We start from the raw sequence: 22,049 nt of genomic DNA, 5'->3' as shown, positions 1-22,049 counted from the left end.
TTGATTGAATTACTAGCTGATTTAGTTGTTGAAGAGTTACAAAACGATAATTAATCATTGCGGTCCAACGTGCTTTTAACACGTTGGACCTTTCATTCTAATTCATTCATAAACATATATTATCTCTATGGAGGTGTATAACATGGAAGAAGCCATTGCTTACGTACGTCAAAGTACATTAAAACAACAAAGCTTAGCGACACAGAAATCACTTATTATGGATACTGCTAAACAATATGGATGGTCTCATGTGACGTTTTATGATGATAAAAAAACAGGTCGACATACAAAACGTTCGGGCTATCAAAAAATGGTAGAAATGATTACATCTGGAAAATGTAAAGTATTATGTTGTTATCGTCTGAATCGACTTCATCGTAATTTGAAAAACGCTATACAATTCTTTGAAATTTGTAAAAAGCATCAAGTCACAATCATCAGCGTGAATGATGGCTATTTTGACTTATCTAAAGAATTTGATCGCTTTCGCCTAAACATACTTATGAGTCTAGCTGAAATGGAGTCTAATAATATCAGTGAACAGACACGAAATGGGATAAGAGAAAAAGCCAAACAAGGTAAGCTAATCACAACTCATGCTCCGTTTGGTTATCGTTACAAACAAGGTCATTTTGTTGTACATGAAGAAGAAGCGTATACAGTCAAAGTGGTCTATTGCTGGTACTTACAAGGGCTAGGCTACAAAAAAATTTCCCAACATTTAGATAACAACCCTAAGCTTATTCCACGTAAGCCCTATCAAGTTAGAAATATTCTCTTGAACCCTAATTATTGTGGTCGTGTCATTAATAAATATGGAACATTTAATGATATCGTTCCACCTATTATTGATATTGATACGTTTGAAGAAGCACAAGAGCGTCGTATTCATAAACAACACAATCGATCCAATTCTAGAAATAAGTTAAAGCGACGAATCAAATGTCCTTACTGTCAATCAACATTAACAAACTTAACGATAAAAAAAGAAAATTACTCTCTACGTTACTACGTTTGTCCTAAGAATATGAATGAAGCTTATCATACGTGTCCATTTAAAGGTATCAATGCACAAATGATTGAAACAGAGATCCTCAGCACTTGTAAAGCGTATTGTGACAATCAATCATTTCATGACAAATTAAATAAGACAGTACTAAAAGCTCTAAAACACCAACAAATAAAGCATAAAGAAACCCATCTAACACAAGCACAATTGATTGAAAAGCTAGCTCAAAATCGTATTGATGTAAAAACGTTCAAACGTTTATCTGCTAGTTGTAAAAGTGAAGAGAATTATCCTACTTATTCAACCTACCAAATCGATGACAAATTAAAATATGTCATAAAAAATAAAATAACTTTACAGGACATAGCACCTTTGATTGATGAAATTACAATAACTCAAACTAAACAATTACAAGGAATCTACTTTAAAAATACTCCACTCAATATCGTTGAACAATCACATTTAATAACTCCTGAAAGGAATGAAGTCATATGACACAACTCAAAAAGAAACGTATTGGATTATATGCCCGTGTATCGACTGAAATCCAGACGAACGGCTACAGCATTCAAAGCCAGTTAAATCAACTTAAAGAGTATTGTCAATTTCAAGGATATGAAGTCGTTGATGAATATACCGATCGAGGTATATCGGGTAAAACCACGCAACGTCCTGAACTACAACGTATATTAAAAGATGCAAACGACGGTAAGTTAGATTGTATTATGGTCTACAAAACCAATCGTTTAGCTAGAAATACCTCAGATTTATTAACTATTGTCGAAGAATTATATAAGATTAATGTCGAATTTTTTAGTCTAACTGAAAAAATAGAAATTGCCAGCTCAACTGGTAAATTAATGCTCCAAATCTTAGCTAGCTTCTCTGAATTTGAAAGAAATACAATTGTAGAAAATGTCTACAATGGCCAAAGACAACGTGCTATTGAAGGTTATTACCAAGGTAATTTACCTCTAGGCTATGATAAAGTGCCTGATAGTAAAAAAGAACTGATGATTAATCAACATGAAGCAAATATTGTTAAATATATTTTTGAGTCATACGCCAAAGGGCACGGTTATCGTAAAATTGCGAATGCATTAAATCACAAAGGTTACGTGACTAAGAAAGGGAAACCGTTTAGTATTTCATCCATTACCTATATCATCTCAAACCCTTTTTATATTGGAAAGATACAGTTTGCGAAGTATAGACACTGGAGCGATAAGAGACGAAAAGGACTCAATGAAGAACCGATTATTGCGGATGGTAAGCATGCGCCTATTATTGATAAAGCCTTATGGGATAAAGTACAGTTTAAACGCCAAGAGAGTCGTAAGAAACCACAAGTTCATGGTAAAGGGACCAATCTACTGACTGGGATTGTAAAATGTCCGAGTCCGAAATGTGGCGCAGCAATGGCCGCAAGTAATACAACTAATACTTTAAAAGATGGCACTAAGAAACGAATCAGATATTACTCATGTAGTAATTTTAGAAACAAAGGTTCTAAAGTATGTAGTGCTAATTCTGTTAGAGCAGATGTATTGGAAAAATATGTTATGGATCAAATATTGGAGATTATCAAAAGTAAAAAGGTATTGAAACAATTGGTTGAAAAAGTAAATGAAAGAAGTCAAATAGACGTCTCTTCTTTGAATCATGATATTGCCTATAAACAGTCACAATGTGAAGAACTAAAAATCAAAATGCATACACTAACGAAAACGATTGAAGACTCACCTGACTTAGATAGTATATTAAAACCAACAATACTTAACTATCAAGATGAATTGAATCAAATAAATAATCAAATACATCAACTAGAACAAGATAAACAAGCGGAAGCTCCACATTATGATGCTGATATGATTGCCAACATACTACAAACAATATTCAAAGATATAGACAAATTAGAGAAATCTCAATTGAAATCACTATATCTAACAGTCATCGATCGCATTGACATCAGAAAAGATGAGCATCATAAGAAGCAATTTTATGTTACGCTTAAACTGAATAATGAAATTATCAAACAACTATTTAATAACCATCCACTCGACGAAGTGCTCCTTAGCACTTCGTCTTTATTTTTGCCACAAACACTGTACCTTACTATTTAATAAAAGAAATGAGTATAAATATTAACTAAAATAATAAATAATTAAAAATATAGTAGATACGATTATAAAAATTAGATAAAATTAATTTGTTAAATTTTAAATATTACAAATAAAGGGGGAAAATGAATGAAAAAAATTATTAATGTTTTACTAATTGCGATACTATCCATCATATTTATTGGTTTAATATTGTTTGCAGTAAATTTTGCTAGAGATATGTGGAGTGACAACGATACTAAAACTACTAATAAATCTCATCAAGATACTTCTAAAAATAACAGCTCTACAAATTCTAGTAAATTAAACCAAGATAATGATTCAAACCTAATTACTAATAATGAAAATCAATCAGTTGAAGCAAATAACACTCAACAACAAACATCTAGTAATGAGCAAAACATTACTACAAACGATAAGACAACTAACATAAATAACAACTACAATGAAAACGCATATGAGAGACCAACTGATGAATTAGGACAGACTGGAGGAGCTCCTACTCCTGATAATATGAAAATAACACTATCTGAATTAAGGGACACTTTAAAAGATGTCTATGACAATCCTGAAGAATTAGATAGAAAAATGCAAGAAGCAAAAAAATCAGGTAGCTATATTGATGATGGAAGTGAAGACTAAAATTATGTAGTGGAGATGAAGGTGAGGAAGAACAATGAAAACTGCAATAAAGATATTAAGTGTATTAATTGTCTTAGCAATATTAGCTATTGCTGGTCTTTTTGGATATAGCAAAGTCAAGGAAATCGACGATTTGAAAAAACAACTTAATCAAAAACAAACGGAAAATACACATAAAGATACCACTTCAAATCAACAAATAAATCAATCTAATGGAAATACTATAGAAACTTCTACGGACGAAAATAATAATGATGTAGCAAGTAATGAAACAAATAACAATACATCTAATACTAAAGTGAATCGCAATAATGTATTTGACTATGTCATAAAAGGAATTAATGACAGTGGCGGTGACGCTTCATTAATAAGGTTTCAGGAGCCAACTTATGATGCTAGTAGTGATACTTGGTCTATCGTTGCCAATAACAAATCTGGGGCTGGCGCAACCTATAAAATAAATGTAACTAGTACTGGACATGTAACAATGTATGAAGGTATAGATGATGATGTAGTAATCGATGAGGATGTTTCTTTAAATTAATTATTTACTCAATCTATTATTTATTTATCAAAATCATAAGGAGAAAAAAATGAAAAAAATTATTAATATTCTATTAATTGCAATACTATCAATCATATTTATTGGTTTAGCACTATTTGTAGTAAATTTTGCTAAAGATACGTTCATCAATGACAACACAAAAGCTGATACTGTAAGTAAAAAACAAGATAAAGATAAGAAAGATGAGAATAAACCATCAAAATCTGATAAACAAAAAGATCTTGAATCTAATGAATCAAACCAAGATACTACTCAACAAACTACAAGTAACAACCAATCTCTAGAAACAAATTCACAAGAAGGTAATAATAAAAATGAATACACAAATATAAATAACCAGAATAATAGTGAAGAAAGTAAGAAGAATGATGATCCAAATAATCTTCGCAGATTTGATAAAAATGGAGATGGGATTATATCTGAAAGCGAAATGACTCCTGAAGCTACAAGATTAGCTAATGAAGGAAAATTTCAGCCTGTTTCTGATAAAATGGCTGAATATGGTAGGCAAGAACTAGAAAAAAATAAAGATACTGGAATGACTCAAGAGGAATTAGATAATTTATCTGAAGATGAACAAGCATTCATAGGTTATAATCCAAACAATCCACGTGGAGATGTAGGTAGTCCTAAACCTGTATATTCAGATGATGATACTGACTCTAGCGAAGAAGATTAATAATACCAATTGTAATATTAACGAAGTGCCCTCAAGCACTTCGTTTTTTCTTTCTTTAAATTTTCTAACTAAGTTTAAGAATTCTCTTTATCAATTTCAATAACACTTATCTAATGAAATAGTCATTATCGTAATTTTTTTCATAACTACACGATGCTTATATTGAAATTGCTAAAGAACATCCCACGATGATGTTTTAACGGGAAATGAATGGGATTTGCTTACTCGATGAAGCAGAAGGATTGTGCAAGCACAATCCCAAAATCCCGTTATTCTTTATAAATAAATAATATATATAAGGAAGCAGAGACACAACCCTATCATCAATACTTATAAATAATGAGTTGATTGTTCGTCAAAATGAGTGGGATTCCGGGATTTCCTTGTTACACCAACGTTTGTAGCGGGTTTTTATATGGAATTTTCTCATATTGTCAACGGGATCCGTAATAAATGACAAATCAAATATATATTATCTCAGTGGTGTATATGAAATACATCGCTATCACACTATCTAGGAGGCAATAATATGAAAACAACCACTCAAGAACTCAAACAGTATATAACTCGTCTATTCCAACTATCTAACAACGAAACATGGGAATGTGAAGCGTTAGAAGAAGCAGCAGAAAATATTCTACCCGAACGTTTTATTAATGATACCCCACTTGCGCATCTTACACTTGAAACTTATACCTACTACAATGATGAGCTACATGAGCTAAGTATCTATCCATTTCTTATGTACGCCAATAACCAACTCATCAGTATTGGTTATCTGGATCATTTTGATATGGATTTTCTCTACCTCACTGATACTAAAAATACGATTATCGATGAACGTCATTTATTAAAGGAAGGAGAGAAAGACCATGAATAATTGGATCAAAGTGGCACAAATATCTGTTACGATTATTAGTCAAGCAATTATCATCATGAAAGAAATTCAAGACGAGGTAAAATAATATGAAAATCAATCGATACATCACAAGAGGCATTAGTGAACAACTATCTCTAGACCTTCAAATCTTACTTTGGAATATGGTAAATGAAAGAGATAATCAAAATCATACAGATTACCTACACATTTTTAGACTACAAAAAGATGAGAATATACTCTCAATCACACATGAACAAGAACAACCCGCATACAAATTGGAATATCACTATACAAACTATGTAAAAAATCAAAATGCATTACCTAAGAAAGTCTACGTTATCCGAGAAGATGATGTAGACGCTTTTTATTATGTGATGCTTTTGCCAGAAGAATATTAAAAGGAGTGACAATATATATGAATACAATCAAAAGTACGACAGAAGCCATATTTAGCGATGATGAACAACACCGCTACTTACTCAAGAAAACATGGGATGAAAAGAAACCTGCATGTACAGTGATAACGATGTACCCTCATTTAGATGGCGTATTATCACTCGATCTCACAACTGTTCTTATCCTCAATCAATTAGCTAATACTGAACAATATGGTGCTGTATATCTTGTAAATCTATTTTCCAATATTAAAACGTCTGAAAACCTTAAACATATTAAAGAGCCTTATGACAAACACACAGATATCCACTTGATGAAAGCAATAAGTGAAAGTGAAACAGTCATTCTAGCCTATGGTGCTTATGCGAAGCGACCAGTTGTTGTCGAACGTGTCGCACAAGTGATGGAAATGTTGAAACCTCATAAAAAGAAAGTCAAAAAGCTTATAAATCCAGCAACAAATGAAATCATGCATCCACTTAATCCTAAAGCACGTCAAAAATGGACATTGAAATAAAAGGAGGATTATCTATGAACCATAAAACCACACAATCAGACTGGCGAACAGTTGCTAGTTGCTTAGCATCTCAAAATTATATATCTATTGTAAAAGGTCTAGTACATCATTTTACAGCGATTGAAGATAAAGAAATATTGGATAAAATCTATGATGATTTTATGAATGACGACTCTATAACAACGGTACTTAACAATGATTTACAGGCAATTATTAACCAATATCTATCAAAATGAATATCATACTACTTACAATAAAAATAAAGCATCCTTCACTTTTACTGTGAAGGATGCTCTCAACTTATTTTTTTGGTATTTTCAATTAACATAATAGGATTTTATAAGAACTACACAAACATCTTTTGTAGTAATCCTTGTTTACGCTGCTTTAAAATTTCCATTTTCTCCGTTTGATTATCAATTAAATTATCTAGTTCACTTAAAAAGTTAGCTATTTTATGTTGTTCGTGAAGTTTTGGAACAGGTACTTTAATTTGTTTAATTTGTTTAATTGGTAATTGTTTTAAAGCAGTTCCAGTTACTCTACTCAAAAGTTCTTTTTTACCTTGATTACTCATTAAATAATATAATAGATATTTACCGTAAAGTAATGAACTTGAAGTTCTAATAATTGCCAGCTGTGAATTTATATTATTACCAACCATGTTTTCATTAACATACCCAACTGCTCCTAAAGAACCTCTTACAGCTATAACAATGTCATCTAAAAATAGATGACCTGTTGTTAGTTCACTATGTTTCTTTTTGCTTATATAATTGGCATCTTCTAATGTTATTCTGCCTTTTTTCAAATTGGAACCTCTTAAAAAGGCTACACCATCATTTTTATCACTCATATCTTCAGACTTTGGATAACTTTCTCCATAATTTCCATCTGTAAAGAAACTATTTAATTCTTCAAGTGTTTTATATGACCATTTAATATTTTCTAGTTGGCTATTTTCAAATTTCAACTCTTGTGTAAAAATCTTTTGCATATATCCACGTTTTTGTTGCTCTAAAAGTTCCAGTTTCTCTTCTTCTAACTCAATTTGGCGGTCGAGTTTGCTAAAGAAATTTCCTATTTTCTTTTGTTCAACCATATTAGTAGGGAGATAAAAATTTAATTTTTTTATATCTGAATTATATAAATGAACTACTGATTTTCCTTGAGCATATTTTGCTAGGTTATATTTACCTTTACCGTTAATATATAAAGAAATAAATCTTCCATCAGAATTAATAGGAGTTATTATATTTAAGTCACCTCCTATTGCTATTTTTACATCAGTATCAATAGCAGTTGCAGTTGCTATATCGATATCTGTTTCTCCAGAAGAAGGTATTAAAATCTGATTTCTTTTTGAGAATACCAGTGAATCATTTTGAGTAGAAGTTTTACTATAGACCTTATTTAAGATAGCTCCATACTTAGTATATAATTCTCCATATAAAATGCAGGGATTTCCATTTATATTTAAATCTTTTTTTGATAATGATTTGCCCTTTGAAAATTGAGCTAAGTTTCCTAATTTTTGAAATTTCCATTCTTCTTTAAACTCTGGAAATCTTAATTCTGGAGTATTTTTATGTTCAGTCATGTTTTAACACTCCTAGTTCTTTGAGATAATCGTTAATTTCTGATTTAATATTACGTATATTTACTCGTTTATATCCTAAATTTTCAAGTTGTTGAAGTACCTCATTTTCTAATGCATATTCACTTTGATAAGCCATTCATTTTTCCACCCTAAACTTAATCTTTCTTTAAATATATCAAAATTTAATAATAATTAATATTGCATACTTCATTTTTAAGCAACTAATTAATAAAAACCGCATCACTTATGATATGCTTCTGCGTATCGGTTAATGATGCGGTTTTTAATTATATAATTTCATTTAAGAAGGTAATGAACAGTTTTTTGATAAATGTTATTCTTCTAAAATTCTTTTTAATTTACACACTAAAAAATATCCTCCTTAACAATAATAAGTTATTTAAATTATTGATTAAGGAGGATATCTTTATATCTATTTATTTCTCAATCTAGAACTAGATTTTTATCGTGCTTTCAGTTCATTTCCTGTCATCCATTTATGATTTTTAATGATTTTACCATTATCTTTGGATTTGTAATCAACTACGTAAACAGTAGTCTTTTTCACGTTATCTATATTGACTGTAGCACCTTTCATACCAGACATATGACTTGCTTCTAATTTAACAGTATCGCCCTTACTAAATCCATCTTTAGGTGCATCTTTGATCTCTTCGTTTACGACCCATTTATGATTGTTTACTTTTTCATTTCCATTTGTGGGTTTATAACTTACAACATAAGCATATGTTTTATACGCACCTTTTACAGTAGCTTCTGCACCTTTCATACCTGGCATATGCCCTGCTGTAATCGTTACTTTATCTCCTACTTTAAATTCACCCTCATTAGTCGATTTCATACCTTCAGGAACTTTACTTTCATCATTATGCTTCATATGGCTCTCACTTTTTTGGTCATTAGTGTCTTTATCTTTTTCATCATTATTGGAGCAAGCTGATAATATTAGTAATGATCCTAATATCATAAAAAATAATTTTTTAATCATAATAAAACTCCTATCTTTTATTTTAATTTTAATGTAAAGGCATTAATTGCAACAATAACCGTACTTAGCGACATTAAAATAGCACCTATTGCAGGTGATAAAATCAAGCCGATAAACGCTAAAATACCAGCTGCTAAAGGTACAGCAACAATATTATAACCTGCACCCCACCATAAGTTTTGCACCATTTTTCTCATAGTATTATTTGAAAGGGTCAAGAAATGAATAATATCTGATGGATTACTTTTAACAAGTATGATATCACCTGAATCTACTGCAACATCTGTGCCTGCACCAATTGCTATACCAATATCGGCTCTTATAAGACTCGGCGCATCGTTGATACCGTCTCCGACCATCATGACTTTATTACCGTCACTTTGATAATCTTTTATAATGCTTTCCTTATCTTCTGGCATGAGTTGTGCGTGGACATCACTAATACCTAATTCTTTTGCGACAGCGTGTGCCACTTCATTATTGTCACCTGTAAGCATGACTGGTGTAATATTTCTTGATAGTAAATCAGCTACCATTTGTTTTGAGCTTTCTTTAATTTGATCTCCTTGAGCAATCATGCCAATGACTTGTTGATCCTCAATTAAATAGCTGATTGAATTACCTTGTTGAGCTAATTTAGTAAATAAGTCATCGTCATAATTAAGTTTATGTTTATCAAGATAAGAGACATTTGTTATTTTATATGTTTTATTATCAATTAGACCTTCTAATCCGACACCTGGAATATTATTAACGTCTTGTGGATTAGTAAATGAAACATTTTTACTTTTCGCAAAATCAACAATACTTATAGCTAATGGGTGATTAGATTGACTTTCTAATGAGGCGAAAAGGCTTAATATTGTATCATTACTCAAATCATTTTTAAAGCTCTCATAATGATTCACAGAAAAGTTACCCTCAGTTAAAGTACCAGTTTTATCCATCATTACATAATCGATATGTTGAGCTATTTCTACAGACTCTCTATTTTTAATAATTAAACCATTATGTGCACCAATTGAAGTAGAACGTGCAGTGACTAAAGGTATTGCCAAGCCTAAAGCATGTGGACAAGCAATGACTAACACAGTTACAAGACGTTCTAATGCAAAATCAACATCATTTTGAATGAGCATCCAGACAATAAAAGAAATCACGCCAACAATTACAGCAAAGTAGAATAAATAACCCGCTACTTTATCAGATAACAATTCAGCACTAGATTTATCATTTTGTGCTTGATTAACAAGTCCCATAACTTGAGAAAGATATCCATCTTCTCCCACAGCTGTAACCTTGACTTGTATTGTTCCAGACCCATTAATAGAACCCCCGATGACGTTGTCATTTTGATTTTTTTGTACTTTTTTAGATTCTCCAGTGACTAGGGATTCATCTATAGATGTTTGTCCTTGAACGATAATACCATCTGTCGGAATGCTTTCTCCGGCTTTTACTTCGACGATATCATCAGTCATGATGTCTGATATTTTAACTTCTTCGCGTTGGCCATTATCCATAACTTTAATAGCACTATTAGGTAACAGTTCTGCCATTTTCTTTAAAGCATCTCCAGCATTTCCGACAGCATTCATTTCTATCCAATGTCCTAATAGCATAATTAAAATTAAGGTTGCTAATTCCCAAAAAAAGTCCATTGTATGACCAGTTGCACTACTAAAGTTATTCATATAAAAAGCATACAAGCTATAAATATAAGCTACTGAAATACCTAGGGCAACTAAGGTCATCATGCCTGGTTTTTTTGTAGCAATTTCATCTTTACCACCAGACAAGAACGGTTTACCACCATAAAAGAATAAAATTGTACTTAATATTAACACTACCCATTCAGAACCTGGAAATGTGAATTGAAAAGGTAAGTTAACACCCATCATTGGCGATAAAAGAATGATAGGTATTGCCAAAATTAATGAAACAAAAAACTTAACTTTAAAATTTCCATGATGATGTGCATGGCCACTATGATGATGTGAGGCATGGTTATCATGATGCATGTGATTGGAATGATTCATGTGATTTTGAGGATTATGCTCTTCACCATTATTATTCAAATTAACCCCTCCTATTTATGAAAATATTATATTAGCTATACTTATACTATAACACATACCCCCTAGGGGTATAAATGTTTTCGATTTATCTCCATTTATGGATTTATTTATATCATTCCGAAAATGATGTCTCCACGTCCTACATTAGATCTTGTCATCGATGTTTAAAACAAGGTTTTAATTAAATGTATTATTGCAAAAAGTATTATCTATATAGATATTTGTCTATATAGATGATAATCTATAATAAAGGAGGGATGACATCCATATGTCTTATAAGGAACTATCATTACAATTAAAAATTTTATCGGATCCAAGTCGATTAGAAATATTAGACTTATTATCTTGCGGTGAATTATGTGCTTGTGATTTATTAGCGTATTTTCAATTTTCACAACCTACATTAAGTCATCATATGAAAATTCTAGTAGATAATGAATTAGTATCTACACGAAAAGACGGTACTAAGCGCATGTACCGACTTAATCATAAGTCCTTAGATTCAATCAACAATGAATTAACTTATATTAGCTCTCCTACTCAACAATGTATGTGTAAAAAGATAAAGACAGGTGAATGTACATAATGACTATTCTAGCGATTATTATTTTTCTTTTAACTCTCATGTTTGTTATTTGGCAACCTAAGGGGTTAGATATTGGTATTACAGCATTGTTTGGTGCTATCATCGCTATTATTACAGGCGTTGTCAGTCTCTCGGATGTTATTGAAGTTACTGGAATTGTTTGGAATGCGACGTTAACCTTTGTCGCTGTTATACTCATTTCATTAATTTTAGATGAAATTGGATTTTTCGAATGGGCGGCTATACATATGGTCAGAGCTTCAAATGGTCATGGGTTTAAGATGTTTGTCTACATTATGTTGTTAGGCGCTATTGTAGCAGCTTTCTTTGCGAATGATGGAGCTGCATTAATTCTCACTCCAATCGTGCTCGCTATGGTAAGAAATCTTGGGTTTAATCAAAAAGTCATTTTTCCTTTTATCATTGCAAGTGGATTCATTGCAGATACTACGTCTCTTCCATTAATTGTAAGTAATTTGGTTAATATCGTTTCTGCTGACTACTTCCATATTGGATTTATTGAATATGTAAGTCGCATGATGATTCCCAATCTATTCTCTTTACTTGCAAGTATTGTTGTATTATGGCTATATTTCAGAAAAGTTATTCCTAACCATTTTGAAATTAAAAACCTTAAAACACCTGATCAAGCCATTAAAGATCCAAAATTATTCAAGTTTTCATGGATTGTTTTATCAATCTTACTCATTGGTTATATAGTTAGTGAATTTATTCAAATTCCAGTATCGATCATTGCTTGTTCAATTGCGTTTATATTTACTGTATTGGCCTATCAATCAAGCGTTGTAAACACGAAACAAGTGATCAAAGGTGCACCTTGGAATATTGTGCTCTTTTCTATAGGTATGTATTTAGTTGTATTTGGTCTGAAAAATGTGGGTATTACTGCATTATTAGCTAATATTCTATCAAGCATATCAAACTATGGATTGTTTAGTAGTGTGATAGGTATGGGCTTTATATCCGCATTTCTTTCAGCCATTATGAATAATATGCCTACCGTATTAATTGATGCCATTGCTATTGGACAATCTGCAACTACCGGTTTAATTAAAGAAGGCATGATTTATGCCAATATCATTGGTGCAGATTTAGGACCTAAAATCACACCTATCGGCTCCTTAGCAACATTACTATGGTTGCACGTTTTAACACAAAAGGGAGTAAAAATTTCGTGGGGCACATATTTTAAAACGGGTATTGTTATTACGATTCCTGTTCTGTTTATCACATTAGTTGGTTTATACGTTACACTTATTATATTTTAAAAAAGAGGTGTCAATGATGACAAAGAAAATAATTTATTTTATATGTACAGGTAATTCATGCCGTAGCCAAATGGCTGAAGGTTGGGCTAAGAACATCTTAGGTGATGAATGGCAAGTATATTCTGGCGGTATTGAGGCACACGGTGTCAATCCGAAAGCAATCGAAGCGATGAAAGAAGTTGGAATTGATATCTCAAACCATACTTCTAATTTAATTGACAACACTATACTAAACCAATCCGATTTAGTAGTAACTCTATGTAGTGATGCTGATCAAAACTGTCCTGTTTTGCCGCCTAATGTAAAGAAGGAACATTGGGGATTTGACGATCCTGCTGGCAAACCTTGGTCAGAATTCCAGCGTGTTAGAGATGAAATCCAAGCAGCCATTGAATCATTTAATGCTAGATAAACTTTAAGCGTCTCAATATAATTGGGACGCTTTTTTTAATATGTCATTTTAGACTATTACAGAGTTTAAAATGATGAACAAACTTTACTAAAACTCCCTTCTATTAAGAACGTTGGACTACTCAATGTGAGTTATTGTAATGCACTATTTTTAATTTTCACTTTCTCACCGTTTTTAATTTCATCGTATTGCTTTTTCGGGACAACAACTAAACGTTTGCCTTTATTAGTTTGAACGGTAATGGTATATAATTTCTCATGCGCTTTCATTTGTTGTTTCAACATGTTTTTTTGGTATTCAACATGATTGGTTTTATTTTTATACATACCGGATGTAATAAAATAAAAATATAACCAATTATTATAATATGAAGTAGCCATAAATTGTGACGCATATGAGGCCCCTGGTCTATATCTATGTCTTGTAGAAACCATTGATCGTGCTTGTTGAGATTGAATTTTACCAGTGTCTTGTTTAAATTTTGATGCCTTATTATTATATGTAATACTGTTTGTTCGACTAGCTTGTTGAGCTGCACGCTGACTTGATTGTTTTGCAACTCGTGAAGCATTCATCGTACTTGAACGACTCATTGACGAACTTGAAGACGTTGAACTTCTAACCGCAGAAGATGACGAACTACTACTCGAACTTGAGCTACTAGTGCTTGAGGTTACAGCTTCTAAGTTTGTAGACAATATACAAAGCGAGGTCACATTAAAGATTATCATTATACTTATCATTTTTAATACTTTATGCTTCACCAACTCACCTCTTACTCTTTAGACACTTCATCTTTAGCAGTAACTTGTCCTTCAATATCGTCATCGCCATAAATCATATATGGTGGACGATAGACATGAATCTTTTTGCCATCTTTAATTATATAAGGCTTTTTATTTCCATCATTTAAAATATGTTCATAAACGTGTTCTAAATCCGTCTTTTGTAAATGTGATTTACCATTTTTATCTTTATATTTTATTTCCACATTGGGTGTATCTTCTGAACCATTATTTAGCACTTCATAATACTCATATGTATATTTCTCTGACTTTTGACTATCTTTAGAAGGTTCTTTCTGTTCTCCCGATGTTCCACAAGCTACTAACATAAAAGACAAACCCAATAGACTAGCTAATAATATTATCTTTTTCATAAACACTCTCCTCTACTCATTTGCATTGTAACATTCTTAGTCAATTCATTTCCAAGTGAGTGATATATAACTTACTTTATCTTTAAACCTTTTATACAAATTTTAATATATCAATTGTGAGTTATTTCATTTTAAATTATTTTTGTTAAACTGTATTTAAAATCATCTAGCACTTTTAATCATATGTTTAGATTTTAAATAAAAAACATGGTGAGTAAGGAGAGAGATGTATGTCAATATGGTTTGTTTTGTTGCCTTCACTATCTTTTTTAGCAGTTATGATAATAGGGTATATTTGTACTAAAATCTTTATTCGTTAATGGTTAAATCAATTATTATTTTGATTCATTTATACTACACCTATACTTCATTTATTGTGTTTGCTTGTTTATCATGCATTGTAAGTAAATGGCTATTAATATTTCTTTCTCTACTCTAGTACTGTGAATGTGTATATTGTGTTTTTCCCCACGTTTTTTAGTCAGTTTACTTTTTGAAATATCTAAAAAACTACGCTTTGCGGTTAATAATACTTCATTCTCAAATGTAATTTTGGTTTCATTACTAAAAAACGGATTGCTTACATCAAATAACTCAGATTTGTAATTAAACGTATAAGGAATTTGTTGCTTTCCCCCACTTTTGAAGAACTGTTTCATCTCAAGTATGCCTACTTCTTCATCATTCAAATACATCGTATATTGATGTTTATTCGCTACCACATGTTTACGAATTACTTTTACATTGTTCTCACTAGAATTCATATATACACTATATTTTGTTTGAACACCAAAGAGACTCAATAATTTATGAAATATATTAACAAAAACAGGTTTATACGTTATTGTCTCGTTACCGTATATAACATTGCTTTGATTCTCAATGATGTATAAAGGGATTTGTACAAAGAACTCACCGTCTTTAAACTTTTTATCGGAATTTATATTAGTTAGAGAATACGTTTTTTGTAGATATTTTCTAAAGAATAAAATACCTAGTATAATGATCGTAGTAATTCCCCATAATAGCCACGTACTCCATAGTGGAACTTTAAATAATTGTGTTTTCCCTATAATAACTAAGAACGTGTTTATTAAATTAAATACTAGGAGTACTAGCCATATTAATGCCTCACGAAACATAGTCATTAACAATTTCTCCTTTATCTAATGAATTATTTCATAATATGTGCTACGCAACCTATTTTTTAGTTTTATTTATGGTACGCTTCGCCTCGCATGATTTTAAATGCTCTGTATACTTGCTCGATTAAGACAACGCGCATCATTTGATGTGGGAATGTCATTTTACTGAATGAAAGTGCGTAGTTGCTGCGTTGTAAGACGTCCTCATGCAATCCATTTGATCCACCAATAACAAAGACGAAATCACTTTGACCTTGTGTCATGCGTCGTTGCATTTCTTCAGCTAATCCTTCTGAAGACAACATTTTACCTTGGATTTCTAAAGTGATGACTGTTGCTTGAGGTTTGATTTTAGCTAGTAAGCGTTGACCTTCTTTTTCTTTCACTTGTTCAATTTCTTTATCGCTCATATTTTCAGGTGCTTTTTCATCAGGTACTTCAATAATTTCAATTTTGGAATAAGCACTTAATCTTTTTTCATATTCTGATATAGCCTGTTTCCAGTATTTTTCTTTTAATTTACCCACAGCTAAGATTGTTATCTTCATAAAATCCTCCATAGATGTTAATAGTTATCCTACTTATCCACAAGTTATCAACTTGTTAACAGAATTCCCTCTAATTATAACAGTAATGTATACGAATTAAGCCATATTTTTAAAAAATATCCCCATTTCATGTGACTATCCTTGTATATATGTGGATAAGTCTGTGAATAATGTGAGTATTTCTGTGTGTATTATACACAAAAGTGGATAACTTCATTCAATTTTGGGGATAACTTTAAGTAAGTCTTAAATATTTATTCACAGATTTAGGCTAAATCTTGTTATTATAAGGTTCCTTTTGAATAATCATGTATAGTCCAAATTATTAGATAATTAACTCAATAAATAAAAAAACAACCTACTCACAAATACTAATTTTGTAAGTAGGTCGTTCTTCTAAATAATTACAATGTATATATCGGTGTAGCTTGTGCTTTATCTGTATCACATAATAGCACTTCTTTTTCAGTATCTATATCATGTTCATTTAGAACCTGACTAACGCTCATACGTGCTAAATCTTTCATGTTGTTATCTTGTGATAAATGTGAAAGATAAATACGCTTCGTATTACCTGTAATAACATCAGTCATCGCTAGTCCTGCATCTTCATTAGATACATGTCCCATATCGCTTAAAATACGTTGCTTCGTCTTCCAAGGATAACGACACATGCGTAACATATCCACATCATGATTACTCTCAAACATAAAGGCGTCACTACCTTGAATCATACCTTTCATTCTATCTGACACATAGCCTGTATCTGTAATCATAGTAAATTTCTTATAGTTATTGTGGAAAATATAAAACTGTGGATCAATTGCGTCATGAGATACATTAAATGATTCTATATCAAAACCGGCAATAGATTTTGTTTCATAAGGATTAAATATGAATTTTTGATCCATTGGAATTTTACTATCTTTCTTCTCAATTGCTTTCCACGTGTTCTCATTCGCATAAATCGGCAAACCATATTTACGCGCAAGCACACCTAATCCTTTAATATGATCACTATGTTCATGAGTAACTAGAATGCCGTTTAAATCTTTTATATTTCTATCAATTTGGCTAAATAAATCTTCCATTTTCTTGCCAGTGAGTCCAACATCTACTAATAGACTGCCTTTATCACTCTCAACATAAGTGGCATTCCCCGTACTACCACTCGCCAATACACTCATTCGTATCAAGCGGCTCATCCTTTCTACTTCCGACAACTTACTCTATATTTTAGAGTGCCTTCAGTCTAATTCCTTATATTCTGCACTCTATAATTAAAAAAATGAAGTTTCGAACAATCCACATCATTCGAAACAATCCAGTCCTCTAAAATACCTTTATATTATACTATACCAATCCAATAATTAAAGTTCCAATTCCATGTTTATCTACAACACTAACACATACAAATAAAATAAGTGCATGAGACCATCGTTGCCCCACACACTTACTATTCTTCCTGCTCCCTAGTTATCAATCACTTTCGGATTTGATGATGTCGCTTCAACATAATAAGTCTTCACGTCTTCTTTACCTTTATGTTTCACTTTAATTTCCCAGTTCGCCTGCAATAATTGCACATTCGTTTCTCTCACAACCGAGTAATATCCTAACCTTGCATCCATCACTTCATCGCCTGATTTCAAGTAACGATTAAAGTATAACGTTTCTACTGCTTTACGCGGTGTAATCACTTGCTTCTTAGGATTATTATCACTCTTCGCAGGCTCAATGTTATTCATTACCGATTGTTCATAACTTGTCGCTTTACCATCATTGATATTAAAGCGTAGACGCGCTTTATTATTATTCATCAACGGATAACCTTCATAAGTCTGTTCATACGTCACAGTATCAGATGTAACATCACCAAGTTGATACATCTTACCGTTGTATACATTACTCATGATGTAATCTTTTAAATCACTTAAATTACTATCACTCACATTAACTGTACTATTAATCTCACCTGTTAAAGTATTCCCAGAATCTTCCGTTTCTAATGACGACTTACCCTTCGCATAACTTTCGAAGTCTTTAGACTTAGCAGTAATCATCTGCATCTTCGTCCCGCTTACATCTTTATTTAAAATATCCTTCGAAATTTTAATTTCTTCTTGCTGGAATTTAACCTCATTATCACTTTCAGATTCGTTAATTTGAGACTTCGTTACCTTATTCACGTAAATCAATACGAGTAGGATATTAACTAGAATAAACACGAAAATAAACAATGTCTTCGTTCGTTTCCAATTCATTTATTCAAGCCTCCCATCCTCATAAGCGTACCAATCGCCGTCGTATTGAATATACCATGTTGGCACAAACTCACTATTACGTTGCACTTCTATATCATCTTTATCAGGTTGATCATCTTCTTTATAACCAATGACCATATTCGTTACCTTTTCGAAATCAATCGTATGATTATTTGCGAGTGAAGAACGAACACTTTCAACACTATCTAGCGACTTCGTTTTACCTTCTAGAGGTACACTAGAACGCAATAGCGCACGTTTATAGTCATAAATGCCTTTATCTCCCCAAGTGACCTCTATAACATTTAATTGCTGATCATTAAATGTTGGGTGGCCATTGAGGAAGAGTTGATACGTTAATTCACCCGATGAATTATCTGTATTGAAAAGACGGAAGTCATCATTAAAGAATCCACCATGTCCATTGATATATTCAAATGTACTTGGAATCGTTGAATCCATATCACTTGAGCTAGATTCATCTTCAGATAAATTCTTATAATGATATTTCTTACTTTCATCATTATAGTTCGCTACGCCAGTGTTATTATTGTACGTTGTTGAACCACTCTTACCGCTTCGAATAATCACTGAGTCGTCAAATAGAATAGCATTCATCGTTTCGACTGGAATCGTATCATAAACCATACGGTAAGAACGCATGTCTTTCGGACGATTTGGCGCAAATATATGCGTTGCTTTATCAATCGTATCTTTATTTGTGATTACCTCTGAATATTTCTGCATTTCTTTATTCAAATGATCCATAACTTTAATAAAATGATTAGCTTTCGTAGTCAACGTTACTTTCATTACTTCATGACGATCTTCACTTATCGCATACAATTCTAAATTCTCTTTAGGATTTTGACTTACTATAATACGATTAAATTTGAAATTTTTAGGTACTTTCGCTGATGAATTCAATACTTGACCTAGATATGTCGTTAGCGGCATATCATAAGTGAAATCTAGCACAGTAAAGTGGTCATTTAACATGGGAATATTTAAATTATAATCTCGATGAATATGTTCCACTTTACTGACTTCATGATTCTTCAATGTACCTGTTACTTGAGACAATTGAGCACGAGATGGTGCCAGCCCTTTAACCTTATCGCCTTTAACTTCTACAATTTGATACGGAGATATCACATTCTCTATATTGGCAGACATGGGCTTACCAATCGTCTTAGTATTGCTCTTTTTACTATCTGTGCTATCAATATTATTTAAATCTGGTGAGAAATTCCACACCATAAACGTAAGCACAACACTCATCATGACTAGTAGGAAAAGAATAATGGATTTAATATGCTCTTTACTCTTCATCCCAATCACCGTCGTCTATAACTTCACAAGGAAGTGTAATAAATATCGATGTACCTTGTCCTTCAACACTATTCGCCCAAATTCTTCCATTATGCGCTTCTACAATCTCTTTCGAAATGGCTAGTCCTAAACCAGTACCACCCATTTTACGTGTACGCGCTTTATCTACACGATAGAAACGATCAAAGATTTTATCCACTTTGTTAATAGGAATACCTATACCATTATCTTTAATACGAATCGTCATACGATTGTATAAAGCGTTTTGTTTCACGTGGAACTCGACACGTTTTTCACCACGAGAATATTTCATCGCGTTAGTAATAACGTTATCAAACACTTGTGTCATCTTATCTGGATCAATTTCAGTAAAGATGGTTTCTGAAGGAATTTCACGCACAAACGTCGTGTCTTTCGCTGCCATTTCATGACGGTTAATAATCTTATTAATGAACATGTTGAAGTCGACAATTTCCTTCGTAATTTGTTCGGATTCGTTATCCATTTTCGATAATTGCAGTAAATCATTAACAAGACGTATCATTCGTTCTGTCTCTTCACGTGTTACCGATAAGAAAGATGGTGCTAAATTATCATCTTTCCAAGCACCTTCTTCAAGCGCCTCTATGTAACTATTCATCGATGTTAAAGGCGTACGTAATTCGTGAGATACGTTCGCAACGAATTCGCGACGTTCACGTTCAACTTGTTGTTGTTCAGTAACGTCATGTAATACGGCGATGTAACCTGTCACAAATCCAGTTTCTTGAACAATCGTACTGAAATTCACACGTGCGATGATGCCTTCATCTTCATTTATATCTAATAAGAAGCTATCGTTATTCTCTTGAATTTCATCTAATGAGAATTCGTCTTCTAAATTCAATACACTTAGCATGTAATAACCGATTAAGTCTTCCTTAGACATACCTAACATTTTTATCGCCATATCATTGACGATACGCACACGACCACGTCGGTCTGTTGCGATAATACCGTCACTCATATGCGTGATAACTGAGTCTAAACGACGTTTCTCACTCTCAGTATTCGCTTGTGCCTCTTGAACTCGTTTAGACAAATTGTTGAAGGCTAAAGCTAATTCACCGATTTCGTCATTACCATATATCTTAACGCGTTGCGTATAATTACCTTTAGACATCTCTACCGTCTGATTACGCATGTCCGTAATCGGTCTTGTAATCGTCCTTGCGATAAAGAAACCGAGTATAACGGTAATGAAGAGGGAAATCGCAGTACCGATAATGAATATTTGGTTAATATTATTCAACTGATTATATACATCATTGATATTCGATTCTATGTAAATATTACCAATCGTCTCGTTGCCATTCTTTACGGGTAAGTTGTAAATCCAAATTCGCTCTTTACCGCTACCATAGTCTTTTAAAACATTGTGACTATTGGATTCTCCTAGCGATAAGGCTTTTTGAACGGAGTTATCATTAACTTTCTGATTAATCATATTATGTGATGATATCTTCGCTGTAGCCATGATAATTTGATCTTTATCAATAAAACGAATTTCTTCAATTTCTTGACGGTTGGCATACTCATTTAATAAACTTTGAACTTCTTTTTGAGCGTTAGAGGGATCATCTCTGTATATCCGCTCAATGTTAACTTCAAGCTGTGTCGCATACTGTTTAATATTCTTCATGAAGTTATTTGTCAGTTCTTTTTCTAAACTATTAGTGAAATATAGACCGATGATCTGCATTCCAATAATAATCAATAACACATAAACAATAACAAGCTTGGTGTGAAGGGATTGTAACTGTTTCAGCCACTTCATAGT

22 protein-coding genes and 3 pseudogenes are annotated in these 22,049 nt (G+C 32.3%); 12 read left to right on the top strand and 13 right to left on the bottom strand.

The genetic code is table 11. From position 1 onward, the window contains the following. The first annotated feature begins 142 nt into the window (after window positions 1–142). From ccrA to EQ029_RS00175, 9 genes are all read left to right on the top strand, one after another. Entirely contained in the window at window positions 143–1,504 is a 1,362-nt protein-coding gene (gene ccrA / locus EQ029_RS00215; RefSeq protein ID WP_057504845.1) for a cassette chromosome recombinase CcrA, read from the top strand. Continuing rightward, window positions 1,501–3,132: a cassette chromosome recombinase CcrB gene (ccrB, locus tag EQ029_RS00210; RefSeq protein WP_031870519.1), complete on the top strand. Its 1,632-nt coding sequence runs from the start codon at window positions 1,501–1,503 to the stop codon at window positions 3,130–3,132. Before ccrA ends, ccrB begins: the two co-directional genes overlap by 4 nt. A 126-nt stretch (window positions 3,133–3,258) precedes the next feature. Next, window positions 3,259–3,771: a hypothetical protein gene (locus EQ029_RS00205; RefSeq protein WP_031870518.1), complete on the top strand. Its 513-nt coding sequence runs from the start codon at window positions 3,259–3,261 to the stop codon at window positions 3,769–3,771. A gap of 34 nt (window positions 3,772–3,805) precedes the next feature. Next, entirely contained in the window at window positions 3,806–4,315 is a 510-nt protein-coding gene (locus tag EQ029_RS00200; protein WP_031870517.1) for a hypothetical protein, read from the top strand. 49 nt (window positions 4,316–4,364) lie between these two features. Next, a complete protein-coding gene (locus tag EQ029_RS00195; protein ID WP_031870516.1) occupies window positions 4,365–5,015 on the top strand; it encodes a hypothetical protein in 651 nt (216 codons plus the stop codon). Window positions 5,016–5,544: 529 nt separating this feature from the next. Next, window positions 5,545–5,895 carry an SAUGI family uracil-DNA glycosylase inhibitor gene (locus EQ029_RS00190; RefSeq protein ID WP_031870515.1) on the top strand — a complete coding sequence of 117 codons (351 nt, stop codon included), beginning with the start codon at window positions 5,545–5,547 and terminating at the stop codon, window positions 5,893–5,895. 86 nt (window positions 5,896–5,981) lie between these two features. Next, window positions 5,982–6,293, top strand: coding sequence for a DUF960 family protein (locus EQ029_RS00185; RefSeq protein WP_031870514.1), 312 nt, complete (start codon window positions 5,982–5,984; stop codon window positions 6,291–6,293). Window positions 6,294–6,310: 17 nt separating this feature from the next. Beyond that, entirely contained in the window at window positions 6,311–6,808 is a 498-nt protein-coding gene (locus tag EQ029_RS00180; protein ID WP_031870513.1) for a DUF1643 domain-containing protein, read from the top strand. 14 nt (window positions 6,809–6,822) lie between these two features. Continuing rightward, complete coding sequence (locus EQ029_RS00175) at window positions 6,823–7,044, top strand: hypothetical protein (RefSeq protein ID WP_031870512.1); 222 nt, start codon at window positions 6,823–6,825, stop codon at window positions 7,042–7,044. Between the two features lie 110 nt (window positions 7,045–7,154). Here the strand turns inward: EQ029_RS00175 and EQ029_RS12885 are convergent. From EQ029_RS12885 to EQ029_RS00155, 5 genes and pseudogenes are all read right to left on the bottom strand, one after another. Then, window positions 7,155–7,529: pseudogene (locus EQ029_RS12885) on the bottom strand (restriction endonuclease subunit S); the annotation flags it as partial. Between the two features lie 242 nt (window positions 7,530–7,771). Then, window positions 7,772–8,408 (bottom strand): annotated as a pseudogene (locus tag EQ029_RS12880) (restriction endonuclease subunit S); the annotation flags it as partial. 25 nt (window positions 8,409–8,433) lie between these two features. Continuing rightward, window positions 8,434–8,544: pseudogene (locus EQ029_RS00165) on the bottom strand (hypothetical protein); the annotation flags it as partial. 327 nt (window positions 8,545–8,871) lie between these two features. Beyond that, entirely contained in the window at window positions 8,872–9,417 is a 546-nt protein-coding gene (locus EQ029_RS00160; protein ID WP_016931282.1) for a YdhK family protein, read from the bottom strand. A gap of 17 nt (window positions 9,418–9,434) precedes the next feature. After that, on the bottom strand, window positions 9,435–11,495 hold the full coding sequence (locus EQ029_RS00155) for a heavy metal translocating P-type ATPase (protein WP_031796870.1): 2,061 nt from the start codon (window positions 11,493–11,495) through the stop codon (window positions 9,435–9,437). Window positions 11,496–11,763: 268 nt separating this feature from the next. Between EQ029_RS00155 and EQ029_RS00150 the strand changes: the two genes are divergently transcribed. The 3 genes from EQ029_RS00150 to arsC are packed head-to-tail and all read left to right on the top strand — an operon-like array spanning window position 11,764 to window position 13,782. After that, entirely contained in the window at window positions 11,764–12,081 is a 318-nt protein-coding gene (locus tag EQ029_RS00150) for an ArsR/SmtB family transcription factor (RefSeq protein ID WP_011274435.1), read from the top strand. After that, entirely contained in the window at window positions 12,078–13,370 is a 1,293-nt protein-coding gene (gene arsB / locus EQ029_RS00145) for an arsenite efflux transporter membrane subunit ArsB (protein ID WP_172458787.1), read from the top strand. The genes EQ029_RS00150 and arsB overlap by 4 nt, the downstream gene beginning before the upstream one ends. Before the next feature lie 16 nt (window positions 13,371–13,386). Beyond that, window positions 13,387–13,782 (top strand): arsenate reductase (thioredoxin), encoded by a 396-nt coding sequence (arsC, locus tag EQ029_RS00140; protein WP_048665480.1) that lies wholly within the window; start codon window positions 13,387–13,389, stop codon window positions 13,780–13,782. Between the two features lie 131 nt (window positions 13,783–13,913). On the opposite strand, the gene EQ029_RS00135 is transcribed toward arsC, so the two are convergent. The 8 genes from EQ029_RS00135 to walK all read right to left on the bottom strand — a co-directional run bounded on the left by EQ029_RS00135 (window position 13,914) and on the right by walK (window position 22,046). Then, window positions 13,914–14,546, bottom strand: coding sequence for a hypothetical protein (locus tag EQ029_RS00135; protein ID WP_031864345.1), 633 nt, complete (start codon window positions 14,544–14,546; stop codon window positions 13,914–13,916). Window positions 14,547–14,557: 11 nt separating this feature from the next. Further along, on the bottom strand, window positions 14,558–14,941 hold the full coding sequence (locus tag EQ029_RS00130; RefSeq protein ID WP_031864346.1) for a hypothetical protein: 384 nt from the start codon (window positions 14,939–14,941) through the stop codon (window positions 14,558–14,560). A gap of 371 nt (window positions 14,942–15,312) precedes the next feature. Then, the gene (locus EQ029_RS00125) at window positions 15,313–16,089 is read right to left on the bottom strand and encodes a hypothetical protein (RefSeq protein ID WP_057504846.1); all 777 of its coding nucleotides are present in this window, start codon (window positions 16,087–16,089) and stop codon (window positions 15,313–15,315) included. Between the two features lie 65 nt (window positions 16,090–16,154). Next, a complete protein-coding gene (gene rlmH / locus EQ029_RS00120) occupies window positions 16,155–16,634 on the bottom strand; it encodes a 23S rRNA (pseudouridine(1915)-N(3))-methyltransferase RlmH (RefSeq protein ID WP_033079930.1) in 480 nt (159 codons plus the stop codon). Window positions 16,635–17,038: 404 nt separating this feature from the next. After that, window positions 17,039–17,839 (bottom strand): MBL fold metallo-hydrolase, encoded by an 801-nt coding sequence (locus EQ029_RS00115; RefSeq protein WP_011274380.1) that lies wholly within the window; start codon window positions 17,837–17,839, stop codon window positions 17,039–17,041. Between the two features lie 267 nt (window positions 17,840–18,106). Continuing rightward, a complete protein-coding gene (locus tag EQ029_RS00110) occupies window positions 18,107–18,898 on the bottom strand; it encodes a two-component system regulatory protein YycI (protein WP_033079929.1) in 792 nt (263 codons plus the stop codon). Then, window positions 18,899–20,230 (bottom strand): YycH family regulatory protein, encoded by a 1,332-nt coding sequence (locus EQ029_RS00105; protein WP_033079928.1) that lies wholly within the window; start codon window positions 20,228–20,230, stop codon window positions 18,899–18,901. Continuing rightward, on the bottom strand, window positions 20,220–22,046 hold the full coding sequence (gene walK, locus EQ029_RS00100; protein ID WP_016930922.1) for a cell wall metabolism sensor histidine kinase WalK: 1,827 nt from the start codon (window positions 22,044–22,046) through the stop codon (window positions 20,220–20,222). The genes EQ029_RS00105 and walK overlap by 11 nt, the downstream gene beginning before the upstream one ends. Window positions 22,047–22,049 lie beyond the last annotated feature (3 nt).

Origin of the sequence: Staphylococcus haemolyticus (assembly GCF_006094395.1) — a bacterium.
Taxonomy (GTDB): Bacteria; Bacillota; Bacilli; order Staphylococcales; family Staphylococcaceae; genus Staphylococcus; species Staphylococcus haemolyticus.
This window is presented reverse-complemented; position numbering and strand designations above follow the sequence as displayed.